Origin of the sequence: Nonomuraea sp. NPDC048881 (assembly GCF_040649795.1) — a bacterium.
GTDB lineage: Bacteria > Actinomycetota > Actinomycetes > Streptosporangiales > Streptosporangiaceae > Nonomuraea.
This window is the reverse complement of sequence record NZ_JBEZGC010000020.1, coordinates 129709-145320: the sequence shown is the minus strand read 5'-3', so window position 1 is coordinate 145320 and position 15612 is coordinate 129709. Positions and strand designations below refer to the sequence as shown.

The window sequence follows — 15612 nt, the reverse complement described above, 5'->3', positions numbered from 1 at the left end:
GCAGCGGGTCAGGCGCGGCGCGGGCGGTTCCACCAGAGGGAGAGCGACAGCGCCGCGGCCACGAGCAGGGCGCCGGCCCCGGCGAAGGCGGCGGCCGTGTCCACCCGTTCGCGGACGACCGTGAAGGTGCCGGGCAGGGCGTCGAGGGCGGTCGCGAGCTGGTCGGCGTTCTCGGCCCGGTGGTAGGAGCCGCCGGTCGTACGGGCGATCTGCCGGAGTGCCGGCTCGTCGATGACCCGGGGGTTGCGGCCCCGGTCGAAGCCCCCGCCGGACCCGCCGCCCCAGTCGCCGAAGCCGCGGCCGTCGAACTGCGAGTTGTCGCACACCATCGGCACCACCTTCGTGGTGCCGAAGCCGATGGTGAACACGCGTACGCGGCGCGACGCCGCCTCCTGGGCGGCCCGCTGCGGGTCGACGCCGTGAGTGTTGGCGCCGTCGGTGAGCACCACGATCGCGGCGCCGGCGTACCCGGAGGCTGCGGCGGGCGGCGTGGCGGCAGTGGCGGCGACCGAGGGGTCCACCTCGGCGATCGCGTCGATCGAGGTGAGCATGGCCTGGCCGATCGCGGTGCCGCGAGCGACGGCGAGCCCGTCCAGGGCCTCGATCAGGGCGTCGGTGTCGTCGGTGGGCGGGACGAGCAGGCCCGCGGTGCCGGCGAAGGTGACCAGGCCGATGCGCGGCCCGCCGCGCATCGACTCGATGAAGCCGGCGGCGGCCTGCCTGGCGGCGGTGAGACGGTTGGGATCGACGTCGGTGGAGCACATGGAGAGGGAGGTGTCGAGCGCGAGCAGGATCGTCGCCGACCGCATCGGCACCGGCACCGACGCCTGCGGCCGCGCCGCCCCCACCGCGAGCAGCGCCAGCCCGGCGACGAAGAGCGCCACGGGGATGCGCCGCGTCCAGCGCGTACGCCCGGGAAGCGCGGCCCGCACGAGCGCGATCGAGGTGACGCGCACGACGGCCCGCCGCCGCCGGCGGCCCGCCCACCAGCGGATCGCGAAGATCAACGGGATGACCAGCGCCGACAGCAGCGCCCACGGCCAGGACAACGACATTCAGATCACCCGCCCGGACCGGAACACGGTGACCGCCGCGCCCGCGGCGAGCAGCGCGAGGGCGAGCCCGATCAGCCCGCCGGCGAGCGGCAGCGGCTCGTCGGAGACGGTGAGCCGCAGGTCGATCGCGTCGGCGACGCCGTCGAGCCGGGCGGCGTCGGCGGCCGGGTGGTAGGCGCCACCGGTGGTCCGCGCGATCGTGGTGAGAGTGTCCTCGTCGAGCGAGGTCTGCAGGTGGTAGCCGTCGACCTGGACCGCCGCCCCGGCCGCGGTGCCGACCCCCACGGTGTGGACGCGCACGCCCGCCTTCTGGGCCGCGGCGGCGGCCCGTTCGACGTCGCCGCCCTGGTTCTGGCCGTCGGAGAACATCACGATCGTGGCCGACGGCCAGTAGCCGAGATCGGGCGGCGGCCCGTCGCGGCCGATGACCACCTGCCGGCCGGTGATGGCCGTCAGCGAGGCCGTGATGGCCGCCCCGAGCGAGGTGCCGCCGGTGATCCTCAGCCGGTCGATGGCCCTGAGCGCGACGGAATGGTCCGCGGCGGCCCGCGCGGTGGTGAGCGCGCCGCGCTCGAACGCGACGACCCCGATGTCCACGCTGTCGGGCTGCGCCGCCACGAACGCGCGGGCCGCCCGCTGCGCGGCGGCCAGCCTGGTCGGCGCGACGTCGCCGGCGCCCATGCTGTTGGAGACGTCGACGGCGAGGATGACGGTGCCCGCGGTGCGCGGCACCGGCACCATCGCCGCCGGTCCCGCGGCCGCGACCGCGAGCACGCCGACCCCGGCGATCGTCAGGCCGGTCCCGAGGTACGCGCCGCGCCCGCCCGGCCCGGCGACCCCGGCCGCGGCCAGCGCCGACCTCCGGCGGCGGGCCGAGACGACGGCCGCCCAGGCCAGCGCCGCCGTGACGAGCAGCCCGGCGGCCAGCGACAAGGGGGACGACAGTGTCATGGCCACCGCTCCCCTGTGCGGGCCGCGAGCTCGACGAGCGTGTCGGTCAGGTCGCGGTCGGTGGCGACGCGGTGGACCGGGACCCCCGCCCGGCGCATGCCCGCCGCGAGCCGGGCGTCGCGGGCGTCCACGGCCTCGCGGAAGCGGACCCGCAGCAGCGGGTCGGCGGAGTCGACGACGAGCTGCTCGCCGGTCTCGGCGTCCTCGACCACGATCAGCCCGGCCTCGGGCAGCACGTCGTCGGCCGCGTCCACGATGCGCAGGGCGACGACCTCGTGCCGCCGGGCCAGGCGCTGGAGCGAGCGTTCCCAGTCGCCCTCGCCGATGAAGTCCGACAGGACGACGACGAGCGCGCGGCGGCGCGCCAGCCGTCCGGCCGCGTCGAGCATGAGGGCCAGGTCGGTGGTGGCGCCGGCGCGCGGGCCTGCGGTGCGCTCCAGCTCGGCGCCGATCCGCAGCGCGTGCCGCCGGGACGTGCCCGGCGGCACGACCCGCGCCATACCGGTGTCGAACAGCAGCGCCCCGACCCGGTCGCCGCCCCGCCCGAACAGCCGGGCGAGGACGAGCGCCAGCTCGGCCAGGACGTCGTGCTTGCCGCGGCCCGGCCGCCCGGCCGTCATCGAGGCCGACCGGTCGAGCACCAGCCACACCGTCAGCTCGCGGTCCTCGGTGAACACGCGCAGATGGGGCTCGTCCAGGCGGGCGGTGACGTTCCAGTCGATGTGCCGGGCGTCGTCGCCGTCGGCGTAGCGGCGCAGGCCGGTGAAGTCGACGCCGGAGCCGCGGTGCGCGGTGCGGTGGGCGCCCTGGAGGCGGCCGTCCAGCCTGCGGACGACCTTCCACTCCAGGCGGAGCAGGAGTTTCTCGGGGGCGGTTGCCATGACGGCTCAGCGGTTCCGCAGGACGACGTCGGGTACCCGGACGGCCCCGAGCACCCTGCTGATGATCGTGTCGGCGTCGACGTCGTCCGCCAGGGCCTCGTAGGACAGCACGAGCCGGTGGCGCAGCACGTCGAGCGCGAGTTCGGACAGATCGTCCGGCAGGACGTAGTCGCGGCCGCGCAGGAACGCCAGCGCGCGGGCGCCCGTGACGAGCGCGATGGACGCGCGCGGGCTGGCCCCGTACGTGACGTACCGCTCCAGCTCCCCCAGCCCGGCCGTGCCCGGCGAACGGGTCACGGCGACCACGCGTACGGCGTAGTCGACGATCGACGGATCGACGTACACCTGCCGGGCGCGGGCCCGCATCTCCATCAGCTCGGCGGTCGTGACCGTCGGCTGCGGCGGGTCCGGCGGACGCAGCGCGCGCTCGACGATCGCCTGCTCCTCGTTCTGGGCGGGATAGCCGACGACGACCTTCATCATGAACCGGTCCACCTGCGCCTCGGGCAGCGGGTACGTGCCCTCCGACTCGATCGGGTTCTCCGTCGCCATCACCAGGAACGGCTCCGGCACCTGGAACGTCTCGCGGCCGATCGTCACCTGGTGCTCCTGCATCACCTCCAGCAGGGCGCTCTGCACCTTGGCGGGGGCGCGGTTGATCTCGTCGGCGAGCAGCAGGTTCGTGAACACCGGGCCGAGCTCCGTCCGGAACTCGCCGGAGTGCTGGTGGTAGACCCGCGTGCCGACGAGGTCGGCGGGGACCAGGTCGGGGGTGAACTGCACGCGCTGGAACCCGCCGGTGATCGCCGCGGCCAGCGACCGGACGGCCAGGGTCTTGGCCAGGCCCGGCACGCCTTCCACCAGCAGGTGACCGTCGGCGATCAGCGCGACGGCCATGCGTTCGAGCAGGACGTCCTGGCCGACAATGGTGCGTTTGACCTCGAAGAGGACCTGTTCGAGCGGATGAGCCTGGGCCGGGGGCATGATGTCCCTTCTGTGGGCGCTATGGGCGGTGGCGGTCAGAGCTGGGGTCCGTCGCCTGGTGGGCCGTCGCCGTCGTCGCCGCCCAGGGCCGCGCCGATCGGCACCGCGAACGCGATGCCCGCGAACGCGTCGTCGCCCCCGGGGTCGGCGATCGAGACGACGATCCCGACGACCAGCCCGCGGGCGTCCAGCAGGGGGCCGCCGGAGCTGCCCGGGTTGACGGAGGCGTCGAACTGGATCAGCCCGTTCAGGCCGGCGTCCTTGCCGGTCCGGCCGGTGGTCCGGTCGAGGCCCGACACCACCCCGGTGGAGACGCTGTAGGTCAGGCCCAGCGGATTGCCGATCGCCACGACCGGCGCCCCGACGGCCACCGCGCCGCCGAGCGTCGCGGGCACGACGATCTCCGGCAGCTTCACCGGCTTGAGCACGGCGACGTCCCTCTTGGGATTCGCGGCGGCGACGACGGCCTTCGCCCTGGTCCCGTCGGCGAACGTGAGGTTGATGTCCTTCGTGGCTTTGATCACGTGATGGGCCGTCAGGATCGTCCCGTCCTCGGCCGCGATCACGCCCGTGCCGAGCGACTTGCCCGCCTGGATGACCACGACCGACGGCCCGACCCTGCGGAAGACGTCCGGCACCATGAGCGTCGCGGTGGGCGTCGGCGTGGCGCCCCGCCCTCCCGCGGCCGTCCCGCCGCTGCCGCCGCCGCCCAGCCAGTACGCCAGCACCGCCACGACGACCAGCACCCCGCCCCCGGCGGCGACCCGCCGAACCTTCCCGGCCCTGGGCCGCCCGGCTTCCCGAGCCCCGGCCGCACCGTCCTCCTGCGGCACGCGCTCCATGCCCCTCATACTCAGCAATCGCACCGAAAACTGCCATAAAGAAGGACACACAAATGGCCGGGACCTCCGGACGCACCGGGGACGGGCCGCAACCCATACGGCAGGACCGATTCCTCAGCCGTTCGCCGACCGGTCCTCCGCCTCTTGCGGACACCCCAGGTCAGATCGGGCCCGGCGGCGCTCGGGCAGAGCTAGGCGGTCACGAGCGTGCGCACGACCATCGGCTCGGCCAGGACGAGGGCCAGCACCTGAGCCGCATGCCGGTGATGCGGAGTGGTCAGGTGCCGCGCCCGCGCCCCGGCGCCCGCCCACTCCTCGATCACCACCATGCTCGCCGGATGGTTCGGGTCGCCGTAGGCGCGGTAGGCCAGGCAGCCGGGCTCGTCCAGGGACGGCTCGATCATCGCTTCGAGCGCGGTCCGCAGCCGATCCTCCTGGCCGGCCGCGGCCACGTACTGGGCCAGCACGATGAGGGACATCTCCGGCGCCGTCCTCACGCGAGGGGCCGGGCGGGACCGGCGCCGGCGCCGGAGGCGGTGATCGCGGCGGCGATCTCCGCCAGGTCGGCCGGCGTCAGGTCCACCGCGCCGGCGCCGATCCAGCCGTCCACCTGCTCGGGCCGGCGGGCGCCGACGATGGCCCCGGTGACGCCCGGCCAGGCCAGGACCCACGCGATGGCCACCTCGGCGACGCCGACGCCGTGCCGGGCGGCGACCGGGCGCAGCGCCTCCGTCAGCCGCAGGTTGGCCGCGAGGCCCGTGGTGAAGTCGTGGTGGGCGGTGCGCCAGTCGCCGTCGGGCAGGCTCGCGACGCGCTCGGCGGAGAACGTCCCGGTGAGCAGGCCCGACTGCAGCGGCGAGTACGCGATCACGCCCGTGCCGTGGGCGTGCGCCCACGCGATCTCGGCCGCCGCCGACCGGTTGATCGCCGAGAACGGCGGCTGGATGACGTCCACGTGCGCGATGCGCTCCGCGGCCGCCAGCTCCTCGGGCGAGTGGTTGGACAGGCCGATCGCGCGGACCTTGCCCTCGGCCTTCAGGTCGGCCATGACCTGCCAGTACTCCTCCAGCGGCGTGGCGTTGGGCGACACCGCGCCGAAGCCGCCGCCGGCGTACTCCAGCGACTCGCCGGTGTCGGGGTAGTGCACCTGGTACAGGTCGACGCGCTCGACGTTCAGGCGGCGCAGCGAGTCCTCCAGCTCGCGCCGGACGCTGGCCGGCTTCATGATCCGGCGCGGGGCGGCCTGCGGGTCGTCGGGGTCCCAGACCAGGCCCACTTTGGTGAAGACGTACGGGCGGTCGGCCTCGGGCAGGTCGGCGATGGCCTTGCCGACCAGTTCCTCGGAGTGGCCGAGCCCGTACACGGCCGCGGTGTCGATCCAGTTGACGCCGCCGGCGACGGCGTGCCGGATCGCGGCGATCGACTCCGCGTCGTCGGTCGTGCCCCAGCCGAACTTCCAGCCGGCCCCCGACACCGCCCAGGAGCCGAAGCCGAGGCGGGTGACGTCCATGCCGGTGGCGCCCAGAGGCCGGGTGGGCAGGTGGGTGGTGCTCATGTCGCGTTGCTCCCTGTGGGTGACCGGGCATCCCTCGTGGACGTCCGGTGCAGCTCACTCTGGCGCGCCGCCCGCGGCCCACCCAGTGCCCGCCGCTGCCTAGGCACGGCATGACCAGGCTCGCGACGACGCCGGACGGCGATACTGGTCCCATGGCACTGGACAGACGCGCAGAACTGGGCGAGTTCCTCCGATCCCGCCGCGCCCGGCTGCGTCCCGAGGAGCTCGGCCTGCCCGAGTACGGCAGCCGCAGACGCGTGCCCGGCCTGCGCAGGGAGGAGCTGGCCCAGCTCGCCGGGGTGAGCGTGGACCACTACGTCCGGCTGGAGCAGGGCCGTACCCTGCACTTCTCCGAAGCGGTCCTGGACGCCGTCGCCCGCGCCCTGCGCCTGGACGCCGTCGAGCGCGCGCACCTCCATCGCCTGGCCCGCCCCTGGAACGACGGCGACCGCGCGCCAGCCGCGCCGCCGCTGCAACGCGTCCGGCCCGGCCTCCAGCGCCTGCTGGACGCGTCGGCCGACGTGCCGGCCTACGTCGTCGGGCGCAACACCGACGTACTGGCCTGGAACCACCTCGCGGCGGCGCTGATCACCGACTTCGGCGCGCTGCCGCCCCGGCAGCGCAACCTGGCCCGCCTGGTGTTCCTCGACGAGGGCATGCGCGACCTGTACGCCGACTGGCCCGCCAAGGCCGCCGACGTGGCCGCCTACCTGCGCCTCGACGCCGGCCGCCATCCTGCGGACACCCGGACGTCGGAGCTGGTCGAGGAGCTGTCGGCGGCCAGCCCGGAGTTCCGCGAGCTCTGGGCCGAGCACCGGCTCAAGGACAAGACCCACGGACGCTACGTCTACCTGCACCCGGTGGTCGGCAGGCTCGACCTCGGCTTCGAGACCCTCCGCCTGCCCGACGACCCCGACCAGGCGTTGATCGCCCACACCACCGAGGAGGGCTCCCCCTCCCAGACCGCTCTCCGCCTGCTGTCCGCCTGGACCCGTCAGGCCCACGCCGCCACCTGACCCACGGAGGGGCGCGGCCGCTAGGAGTCGTCCTTCTCCAGCAGGTGGTCGAGCCTGATGGCCAGATCGAGGGTCTCGCAGCGCAGCAGGTCGAGCCGTCGGCGGATCTTCGACCGGATCGCCTGGAAGTGCTCGTCGGTCTGCCCTCGCAGGCCGAGCAGCTCGTCGGTCAGGGCCGTGACGTCCTGGCCCGACTGACTCCGGGTCTCGGCGAGGTCGGCCCGCATCTCGGCGATGCCGAGCACCGCCTCGGAGCAGTCGGCCTCGGCGCACAGTGTCGCCTCCAGCGCCTGGACCCGAAGCCTGATGTCCAGGATCTCCGCCTCTACATCCACTTACTCCTACCTTTGCCGGTAGTCGGTAGGGAGCCGGCCCAGTGGTGGAGGGCGGCCGGGTCCCACTTGCTGTAAGCACATGGTGGCAACCCGTGTATACCCGACACGACCGCCGGCAAGCAACGGGTGCGGGTCCGCGAAGGGCTCGGCCCGGCGCCGGGTGGCGGCCTCAGGCCGAGCCTGGCCTGACAGGTCAGTTGTTGATCGGATCCGGGCCGTACGCCTGCGTCCCCTGCGGGCAGCCGGGCTCCGGGTCCTTGCAGCAGCGCGGCCTGCTCGACGTGAAGTGGTCGTTCATGTGGCGGCGCAGGGCCGCCAGCTCGTCGCCGAGCGCGGCGAAGTCCTGTCGCATCTCCGTCCGGATGTCGGCGATGTCGGCCTGCATCCGGGTGATGCCGGTCGTGGTCGCCGTGAGGTCGCCGGCGGGCCTGCCTGCCTTGAGCTTCCGCAGGCGCAACAGCAACTTGAGTATCCGTGTCTCTAGGTCCACACATTCCTGCCTTCGCGCAGCTGGACAGGGGCCCGCGCCGGACGAGCGGGCGGGCGCCCCGGGGATGACGAAAACGGTGGCACATCGGCCGCCCGCGTGGGGATGATCTTGATTTCGCCGGGTGAGGTTCCATTACACCGGCGCCCAAGTTTCTTTTCTGCCAGCGGATATTGGCCGCCGAAAGTGACGGACCGAAACAGGGCCAGGCCGGAGGAACGAGGGCGGAGACGGCGGCCCGCCGCGACGGGCGCGTACCGGCCCGCGGCACCGGCGCGCCTGCCCCGGCCACGGGCCCGAACCGGCCCGTCAGGGGTGTGGGAACCGGCCCGTCCGCTGGAAAAATCTTCTGGCGCATATCACGGCAAATCCGCAGATCAGGGACCGGCAACCATGCGAATTCCCCTCCGCGACCACGCGGGATCAAGCATCCTGAGCATGTCATCACGCTCCCCCACCCCCCGTTGTAAGGAGCCTCCGTGACCCGGTTCGCCGTCGACCACTCACGCCACGCGCTCATCGCCACCTGGGGTACGGGGATCGGCGACATCGCCACCACCGTGGCGGAACAGGTGCCTTCGAGCCCCGACGTGCTCCGCCTGGCCACCAGCCTCACGGAGCTGTCCTACGCCTGCTGGCGCTGCTACACCCACCCGTCCAGCGCCGCCGACCAGCACGGCCCCAACAGCGTCGGCTGGCAGCGGCAGGCCGAGCGCGACGCGTTCGCCTCGGTCATCCCGGCCCTGCTGGCGCCCGTCCGGCCGGCCAACGGCGCGCTGACCCTCTACTCCACGCGGGTGGAGGAGGTCGCCCACCGCGTCGGCCGTACGCTGCACACGATCAACCACGCGCCGCTGGCCGGCAGCGTGGCCACCGACGTCACCGCCGAGCTGGCCGCCATCGAGAACGCCGAGCTCGGCGACCTGACCGCGCGCGCCCAGCAGGCCGTCATGCTCAGCCGCGAGGACGCCTCGCCCCTCCAGGTCGCCCAGGCCGACAGCCTGCTGCACCAGCATCCGTTCGGCACGGAGGCGCTGTTCACCAAGATCGACCCCACCGCGGCCGCGATCGCGGCGGCCCACTGGCTCTACGCCGCCGCCACCATCAGCGCCCGGCACACCGGCCTGCATCCGATGCAGACCATCTCCGAGGTCGACAACATCAAGGCCCCCGCCCAGGAGAGCCTCACCGAGGTGATCTCCGCGATGAGCGGCGGCGGCTCGCCCAGGGCCGCGGTCATGCCGATGATCCGCAACGCGCTGCACGTCGCCGAGGGCCACCTCTACGGCGTCACCGAGGCCAAACACCGCATCGGCGTGGCCGAGGAGCTGATCGCCCAGGCCCGCACCGACCACCCCGAGCTCGGCCTCGGCCCCAGCACGGTCTACCTGCCCATCACCCCGCTCAACCCCGCCCGCCCGGCCCTCGACCTGCTGGAGAACCTCCTCTACGGCATCCGCAGCTGCTGGCTGACCTTCTCCCAGCACGCCGACACCCCGCCCGGCCGGGAGCCCGGCCGTCCGCGCCGCCACCACCGTCACACGGAGGTCTTCCTGGCCGAGGTGCGGAAGAGGGCGGCGTTGGACCGTTCCCGGCTGCTGTAACCGGTCCCTCCCTGCCCGCTGGGCCGGCGTCACATGATCGCGGTACTCTCTGGCATGTCGGAAAACGTCGTTGAGCGACCTCCCTTACCGGCGCTCACCCGGGCCCTGGTCGGCCCGCCAGGCAAGGTGCTGCTTCCGCTGGTCGCCGTGGTGGGGCTGCTCATGCTGAACCACACGAGCATGCCGGGCGGAGGATCGTTCACACTGCTGCTGGCGAGTCTCGCGCTCGCCGTCGTCACCGTGGTCGTCTGGGTCGCCCGGTTCGCGGTGGGCCTGCTGCGCTCCGACGGACGTCCCGGGCTGCGCCGCCACTGGGCCCGCTGGACGGCCGCGCCGGTGATGGGCGTGATCGTGACCGCGCTGGTGCTCACCGGGGCGCCGTTCAGCGCCCGGTTCGCGCTGTCGGAGTCGGGGCTGGAGCAGTTCGCCCGGACGGTCGCCGCGGACACCAAGACCGTCAGGCGCGAAGACCAATGGGTGGGCCTCTTTCCGCTGACGTCGATCGAACGGCTGCCGGGCGGCGCGCGGTTCCTGGTGAGCGACACCGGCCTGTTCGACCGGTACGGCTTCGCCTGGAGCCCGGGAGGCGCGCCGCCGGAGGAGTCCCACACGGGTTACACCCACCTCGAAGGCCCCTGGTACCTATGGGAGAGCCGGTTTTGAAGATTCCTGGATCGGTCGGCGGATGGGTCTTCACGGTCGCCGCCCTGCTGGCGTTCGCCCTCTTCATAGGCGGGGGCATGCTCTGGTTGTCGCTGGCCGGCGCGCAGGCGGCCATGATCCTCGCGGTGACGAAGGCGTACCAGGACGCGGCGCGATGGCGGGCGCCGACGGCGGAGCGCGCGGAAGGACCGCCTGCCGCCGAGTGAGGCCGGCCCGGTCCGTACGGGGGTGTCGGCGGCGGCCGACGGGGCAGGAACCGCCCCTCTAATGGGTAGGTTTCCGGGCAGACCTCAGGAAGGGTGTGCCGATGCGGCGGAGTGGCGGCGAGCTGATGCTGGGCGGCATGCTGTCCGCCAACCATCTGACCGCGATGGAGGACCTGCCGCACGTGGTCGCCGGGCACGCCGCGCTGGCGGGCTTCTCCGAGACCGCGATCTACGTCACCGACCTGCAGCAGCAGGAGCTCATCCCGATCTCGGAGCAGCGGGACCCGTCCGGCGAGCCGCTGGCGGTCCTGCGGATCGACGGCACGCTCGCCGGGATCGCCTTCCGCAACGCCGAGGTCGTGCACGTGCCGGCCGGGCCCGACGGCACGGCCAGGCGGTTGTGGCTGCCGCTCCTCGACGGCACCGAGCGGGTCGGCGTGCTCGGGGTGACGGTGCCGCTGGACGACGAGGTCGCCGAGTGGCGGGCCCAGCAGCTCGCGTCGCTGGTCGCGCTGCTGGTGATCAGCAAGCGGCCGCACAGCGACTCCTACTCGCGGTTGATCCGCGCCCGGCCGATGACGCTGTCGGCCGAGGTGCTGGTGCCCCTGCTGCCCCCGGGGACGTTCGCCAACGACGAAGTGGTGGTCAGCGCCGTGCTCGAACCGGCGTACGAGGTGGGCGGGGACGCCTTCGACTACGCCGTCGACGGCGAGGCGCTGCACGTGTCGATCTTCGACTCGATGGGCCACGACACCTCGGCCGGGCTGACCGCGACCATTGCCGTCGGTGCCAGCCGGAACAACCGGCGGCAGGGCGCAGATCTCGTCAACACGGGCCAGGCGATCGACGCAGCCATCGCCGAGCAGTTCACCGGCCGCTTCGCCACCGGCATCCTGGCCTGCCTCGACCTGCGCACCGGCTGGCTGACCTGGGTGAACCGGGGGCACCATCCGCCGCTGATGATCCGCGAGGGCCAGCAGGTGGCCACGCTGACCGGCGAGCCCGACCCGCCGATGGGCTTCCTGCTGCGGCCGTACACCGGGGAGCTGCGCTACCAGCTCCAGCCCGGCGACCGGCTGCTGTTCTACACCGACGGGATCATCGAGGCGCAGAGCCCGGACGGCGAGCTGTTCGGCCTGGAGCGCTTCATCGACTTCATCCTGCGGCAGGAGGCCGACGGCCTGTCGGCGCCCGAGACCCTGCGCCGGCTGGTGCAGGCCATCCTGGAGCACCAGCACGGACGGCTCCAGGACGACGCGACCGTGCTGATGGTGGAGTGGGGCAGCAGCAGGCAGCAGCGGCTCGTCATGTGAGCTCGTCAGGTCTCGCCGACGGCGACGAACCCGCTGTCGGGCCGGTAGTCGGGCGACTGGTGGCGGAAGTAGGTGTTGTAGACCTGGCAGTAGCGGCCGCCGCGGGCCAGCAGCGAGGCGTGGTCGCCCTCCTCCACGATCCGGCCGTGGTCGAGCACGATGATGCGGTCGACGTGCTCGATCGTGGACAGCCGGTGGGCGATGACGATCGAGGTGCGGCCGGCCAGCACCACGTCGAGCCCCTCCTGGATCTGGGCCTCGGTCAGCGGGTCGACGCTCGCGGTGGCCTCGTCGAGGACGACGATCGCCGGGTCCTGGATGAGCAGGCGGGCCAGCGCGACGAGCTGCCGCTGGCCCATCGACAGGGCCCGCCCGTGCTCGCCCACGTCGGTGGCCAGGCCGTGGGGCAGGGCCTCGATCCAGTCGCCGCCGCCGACCGCGGCCGCCGCGGCCAGCACCTCGTCGTCGCCCGCGTCGGGGCGCGGATAGCGGATGTTGTCGGCGACCGTGCCGCTGAACAGGAACGGCGCCTGCGGCACCGCGCCGATCTGCCGCCGGTACGCGCCGAGGTCGAGCGAGCGGATGTCGTGGCCGTCGATCAGCAGGCGGCCTTCCTGGAACTCGTAGAAGCGGGTGATCAGCTTGCCCAGCGTGGACTTGCCGGCGCCGGTGTGGCCGACCAGCGCGACCGTCTCGCCCGCCTCGACGACCAGGTCGAAGCGGCGGAGCACGGGGTGGGCCGCGTCGTAGCCGAAGGTGACGTCGTCGAACTCGATGCGCCCGGCCAGCCTGCCCGGTTCGGCCGAGCCGGTCTGCACCACCCGGGGCGGGGCGTCGATCAGGGCGAAGACCCGCTCGGAGGCCGACAGGCCCTGTTGGAACTGCGACCAGAAGGCGGCGATGGAGGTCAGCGGCATCCAGAACAGCGACACGCCCTGCAGGAACAGGTACCAGTCGCCCGCCGACAGGCCGCCGCCCAGCACCGCGGTGCCGCCGAGCTGGACCAGCGCGACCGTCGCGAGCCCCGCCACGAGGAACAGCAGGGGGAAGATGGCCGAGAAGACGAAGCCCTGGCGCAGCGTCACCCGGTAGCTCTGCTCGTTGACCGGCCGGAACTCGTCGTAGACCTGCCGCTCCTGGCGGAAGTTCTTGGCCACGGCGATGCCGCCCATGGTCTCCTGGAGGTTGGCGTTGACCCGGCTCAGCGACCGCTGGGCCCGCCGCGTGCTGGATCGGGCCAGCCGCCGGAACAGCAGCGCCATGCCCATCACGACCGGCGCCACCAGCAGGGTCAGCAGCGCCAGCTCGACGCTGCGCAGGAACAGCAGGACGGTGACGAACCCCACCATCAGCACCTGGCTGATCAGGTCCATCGTCAGGGTGGAGACCGTGGCGAAGTCGTCGGTGTCGGAGGTGACGCGGCTGACGATGCGGCCCGACGGGGTCTCGTCGTAGAACGACAGGTCGCGTTCGAGCACGGCGTCGAAGGCGTCTTCGCGCAGGCGCAGCACGACGTCGCCGGTCACCCGCGCGCTGTACCACTGGCGGACGAAGTTGAAGGCCCAGCTCAGCGCGCCGGCGAGCAGGATGCCGGCGGCCAGCAGCGGGCCCACATCGGCGATCGTGCCGTCCTGGATGGCGTCGACGCCCTGGCTGGCCAGCAGCGGCAGGGCCGCCTGCGCCGCCGACACCAGCACGATCATGGCCGCCACCAGGAACATCGCGCCCAGCTTGGGGCGGAAGTAGGCCAGGATCCGGCGCGTCAGGTCACGGTCGGAGTAGGTGCGGTCGTAGTCCTCGGCGTCGAGGCCGTCCATGATGAAGCCCATCAGTGGACCCTTTCCTGCTCGTCGAGCGCGCCCTGATCGGCCGTGACCTCGTCGTAGTGGGAGAAGATGCGGCGGTAGAGGGGGCTGCCGGCGATCAGCTCGTCGTGGGTGCCGAAGGCGGCCACCTCGCCGCGCCGCAGCAGCAGGACCTTGTCGGCCCAGCGGATCTGGGAGAGCCGGTGGGTGATCAGCAGGGTCGTGCGCCCTTCCTGGATGCGCTCGATGGCCTGCTGGATGCGGTCTTCGGTGGCGGAGTCGATGGCGCTGGTGGAGTCGTCGAGGATCAGGATGGCCGGGTCGGTCAGCAGCGCCCGCGCGATGGCCAGCCGCTGGCGCTGGCCGCCGGACAGCGTGAGGCCGCGCTCGCCGATGACGGTGTCGTAGCCGTCGTCGAGCTCGGCCACGAACTCGGCCGCCTGCGCGTCTTCCGCCGCTTTGACCACGGCGGCGCGGTCGGCCCGCTGGCCGAGGCCGAAGGCGATGTTCTCGGCCACGGACCGCGAGAACAGCACGACGTCCTGCTCGATGGTGGAGATCTGGGAGCGCAGCGAGTCGAGGTCCCACTCGCGGACGTCGACGCCGTCGACCAGGATCCGGCCCGAGGTGACGTCGTAGATGCGGGGCACCAGCTTCGTCAGCGAGCTCTTGCCCGCCCCGGTCTCGCCGACGATCGCCACCGTCTCCCCCGGCCGCACGGTGAACGTCACCCCCCGCAGGACGGGCTCGCCCTCGCCGTAGCCGAACGTGACGTCGTCGAAGACGATCTCGCCCCCGATGGGCGCGACGTGGCCGGCGGTCGGCTGCTCCAGCTCGGTCTCGGCGCCCACGATGTCGAGGATCCGGCGGGAGGACACGATGCCGATCTGCACCAGCGAGAACGTGAAGATCGAGATCTGGGTCGGGAAGCCCAGCATGCCCATCAGCCCCATGAAGGCCACCAGGTCGCCGATCGTGATCGCGCCGGCGGCGTGGAGGTGGAGCGCGTGCCACAGCGCCCCCGCCATGGCGCACGCGAACAGCAACGTGGGCAGGTAGCGGGCCTGGACGAGGCCGTTGCGCACGAACGAGTCGCGGTAGCGCCGGGCGTTGGCACGGAAGCGCAGCCGCTCCTGCTCCTCCTGCGCGGTCACCTTGATGACCTCGATGCCGCGCACCGCCTGGCTCAGCCCGGCGTTGAGGTCGCCGAACTCGTCGCGCATGCGGGTGGCCACCGGGTTGAGCTGCCCCATGTAGTGGCGCAGCGCGACCCCGAACAGCACCCCGAACGCCACGGGCACCAGCAGCAGACGCGGGTCGATCGCGGCGATGAACACCAGGGGCACCAGGCCGGTGAGCCCGGAGTCGACGATCAGGTCGACGCCCGGACTGATCATGATGGACAGCTGGCGGATGTCGTTGGCCGCCCGCGCCATCAGGTCGCCCACCCGCTGCCGGTTGTGGAAGGTCTGGCTCTTGCCGAGCAGGCCGGCGTAGAGCTCGTCGCGGGCGTCGCGTTCGAGCCGCTTGGCCAGCATCTCGCTGCTCAGCCGGGCGACGAGGTCGAACAGGCCGCGGGCCGACACCACCGCCAGCAGCGCCAGGGCGACCAGGCCGAGCGCGGCGGCGGACGTGCCCCTGCCGCTCAGCACCGCGTCGAAGGCCGAGCCGGTGAGCTGGGGGACCAGCGCGTTGAGCACCACCATCACCAGCGAGCCGCCGAGGAAGCCCGTCAGGGGGAGCGGATGGCGGCGCAGGTGGGACCAGAGCCAGCGGACCGGCCCACGCCGGTCGTAGCGCGGGCCTTCGACGGAGAACTCCGAACTGCCGCTGGTCACGGTGAAACCCCTTGGCCGAGGGCGGGCGAACATCGGACCCGTTTGTATCACCGGCCACCGACAGAATCCGAGGGGTT

The 15612-nt window shown here is 72.9% G+C and carries 16 protein-coding genes; 5 read left to right on the top strand and 11 right to left on the bottom strand.

Features of this window, described 5'->3' with window-relative positions:
* Positions 1-8: 8 nt before the first annotated feature.
* The 7 genes from AB0C33_RS42890 to AB0C33_RS42860 form a co-directional block, all read right to left on the bottom strand.
* Positions 9-1055: a VWA domain-containing protein gene (locus AB0C33_RS42890; protein ID WP_358298905.1), complete on the bottom strand. Its 1047-nt coding sequence runs from the start codon at positions 1053-1055 to the stop codon at positions 9-11.
* Complete coding sequence (locus AB0C33_RS42885) at positions 1056-2006, bottom strand: VWA domain-containing protein (RefSeq protein ID WP_358298903.1); 951 nt, start codon at positions 2004-2006, stop codon at positions 1056-1058.
* A complete protein-coding gene (locus AB0C33_RS42880) occupies positions 2003-2887 on the bottom strand; it encodes a DUF58 domain-containing protein (protein WP_358298901.1) in 885 nt (294 codons plus the stop codon). Before AB0C33_RS42880 ends, AB0C33_RS42885 begins: the two co-directional genes overlap by 4 nt.
* A 6-nt stretch (positions 2888-2893) precedes the next feature.
* On the bottom strand, positions 2894-3871 hold the full coding sequence (locus tag AB0C33_RS42875; protein ID WP_352361528.1) for a MoxR family ATPase: 978 nt from the start codon (positions 3869-3871) through the stop codon (positions 2894-2896).
* Positions 3872-3906: 35 nt separating this feature from the next.
* The gene (locus tag AB0C33_RS42870; protein ID WP_358298899.1) at positions 3907-4713 is read right to left on the bottom strand and encodes a trypsin-like peptidase domain-containing protein; all 807 of its coding nucleotides are present in this window, start codon (positions 4711-4713) and stop codon (positions 3907-3909) included.
* A gap of 191 nt (positions 4714-4904) precedes the next feature.
* Positions 4905-5192, bottom strand: coding sequence for a putative quinol monooxygenase (locus AB0C33_RS42865; protein ID WP_358298897.1), 288 nt, complete (start codon positions 5190-5192; stop codon positions 4905-4907).
* Between the two features lie 14 nt (positions 5193-5206).
* A complete protein-coding gene (locus tag AB0C33_RS42860; protein ID WP_358298895.1) occupies positions 5207-6268 on the bottom strand; it encodes an aldo/keto reductase in 1062 nt (353 codons plus the stop codon).
* A 152-nt stretch (positions 6269-6420) separates the two neighbouring features.
* On the opposite strand from AB0C33_RS42860, the gene AB0C33_RS42855 reads away from it, so the two are divergent.
* Complete coding sequence (locus tag AB0C33_RS42855) at positions 6421-7284, top strand: helix-turn-helix transcriptional regulator (RefSeq protein WP_358298893.1); 864 nt, start codon at positions 6421-6423, stop codon at positions 7282-7284.
* Positions 7285-7304: 20 nt separating this feature from the next.
* On the opposite strand, the gene AB0C33_RS42850 is transcribed toward AB0C33_RS42855, so the two are convergent.
* Entirely contained in the window at positions 7305-7619 is a 315-nt protein-coding gene (locus tag AB0C33_RS42850) for a hypothetical protein (RefSeq protein ID WP_358298891.1), read from the bottom strand.
* A 193-nt stretch (positions 7620-7812) separates the two neighbouring features.
* Entirely contained in the window at positions 7813-8109 is a 297-nt protein-coding gene (locus AB0C33_RS42845; RefSeq protein WP_358298889.1) for a hypothetical protein, read from the bottom strand.
* 476 nt (positions 8110-8585) lie between these two features.
* Between AB0C33_RS42845 and AB0C33_RS42840 the strand changes: the two genes are divergently transcribed.
* From AB0C33_RS42840 to AB0C33_RS42825, 4 genes are all read left to right on the top strand, one after another.
* Entirely contained in the window at positions 8586-9710 is a 1125-nt protein-coding gene (locus AB0C33_RS42840; protein WP_358298887.1) for a hypothetical protein, read from the top strand.
* A 54-nt stretch (positions 9711-9764) separates the two neighbouring features.
* Entirely contained in the window at positions 9765-10373 is a 609-nt protein-coding gene (locus AB0C33_RS42835) for a hypothetical protein (RefSeq protein ID WP_358298885.1), read from the top strand.
* Positions 10370-10579, top strand: coding sequence for a hypothetical protein (locus AB0C33_RS42830; protein ID WP_358298883.1), 210 nt, complete (start codon positions 10370-10372; stop codon positions 10577-10579). The genes AB0C33_RS42835 and AB0C33_RS42830 overlap by 4 nt, the downstream gene beginning before the upstream one ends.
* 101 nt (positions 10580-10680) lie before the next feature.
* On the top strand, positions 10681-11892 hold the full coding sequence (locus tag AB0C33_RS42825; protein WP_358298881.1) for a PP2C family protein-serine/threonine phosphatase: 1212 nt from the start codon (positions 10681-10683) through the stop codon (positions 11890-11892).
* A 5-nt stretch (positions 11893-11897) separates the two neighbouring features.
* On the opposite strand, the gene AB0C33_RS42820 is transcribed toward AB0C33_RS42825, so the two are convergent.
* Both AB0C33_RS42820 and AB0C33_RS42815 read right to left on the bottom strand, forming a co-directional pair.
* Positions 11898-13721 carry an ABC transporter ATP-binding protein gene (locus AB0C33_RS42820; RefSeq protein WP_358298879.1) on the bottom strand — a complete coding sequence of 608 codons (1824 nt, stop codon included), beginning with the start codon at positions 13719-13721 and terminating at the stop codon, positions 11898-11900.
* Complete coding sequence (locus AB0C33_RS42815; protein WP_358298877.1) at positions 13721-15535, bottom strand: ABC transporter ATP-binding protein; 1815 nt, start codon at positions 15533-15535, stop codon at positions 13721-13723. The genes AB0C33_RS42820 and AB0C33_RS42815 overlap by 1 nt, the downstream gene beginning before the upstream one ends.
* Between the last annotated feature and the right edge of the window lie 77 nt (positions 15536-15612).

Bases quoted from the DNA above. Each gene is read 5' to 3' on its own strand.
- AB0C33_RS42865 (WP_358298897.1), bottom strand. From the start codon at position 5,192: ATGTCCCTCATCGTGCTGGCCCAGTACGTGGCCGCGGCCGGCCAGGAG.
- AB0C33_RS42885 (WP_358298903.1), bottom strand. From the start codon at position 2,006: ATGACACTGTCGTCCCCCTTGTCGCTGGCCGCCGGGCTGCTCGTCACG.
- AB0C33_RS42875 (WP_352361528.1), bottom strand. From the start codon at position 3,871: ATGCCCCCGGCCCAGGCTCATCCGCTCGAACAGGTCCTCTTCGAGGTC.
- AB0C33_RS42890 (WP_358298905.1), bottom strand. From the start codon at position 1,055: ATGTCGTTGTCCTGGCCGTGGGCGCTGCTGTCGGCGCTGGTCATCCCG.
- AB0C33_RS42825 (WP_358298881.1), top strand. From the start codon at position 10,681: ATGCGGCGGAGTGGCGGCGAGCTGATGCTGGGCGGCATGCTGTCCGCC.
- AB0C33_RS42820 (WP_358298879.1), bottom strand. From the start codon at position 13,721: ATGGGCTTCATCATGGACGGCCTCGACGCCGAGGACTACGACCGCACC.
- AB0C33_RS42860 (WP_358298895.1), bottom strand. From the start codon at position 6,268: ATGAGCACCACCCACCTGCCCACCCGGCCTCTGGGCGCCACCGGCATG.
- AB0C33_RS42835 (WP_358298885.1), top strand. From the start codon at position 9,765: ATGTCGGAAAACGTCGTTGAGCGACCTCCCTTACCGGCGCTCACCCGG.
- AB0C33_RS42870 (WP_358298899.1), bottom strand. From the start codon at position 4,713: ATGGAGCGCGTGCCGCAGGAGGACGGTGCGGCCGGGGCTCGGGAAGCC.
- AB0C33_RS42880 (WP_358298901.1), bottom strand. From the start codon at position 2,887: ATGGCAACCGCCCCCGAGAAACTCCTGCTCCGCCTGGAGTGGAAGGTC.
- AB0C33_RS42855 (WP_358298893.1), top strand. From the start codon at position 6,421: ATGGCACTGGACAGACGCGCAGAACTGGGCGAGTTCCTCCGATCCCGC.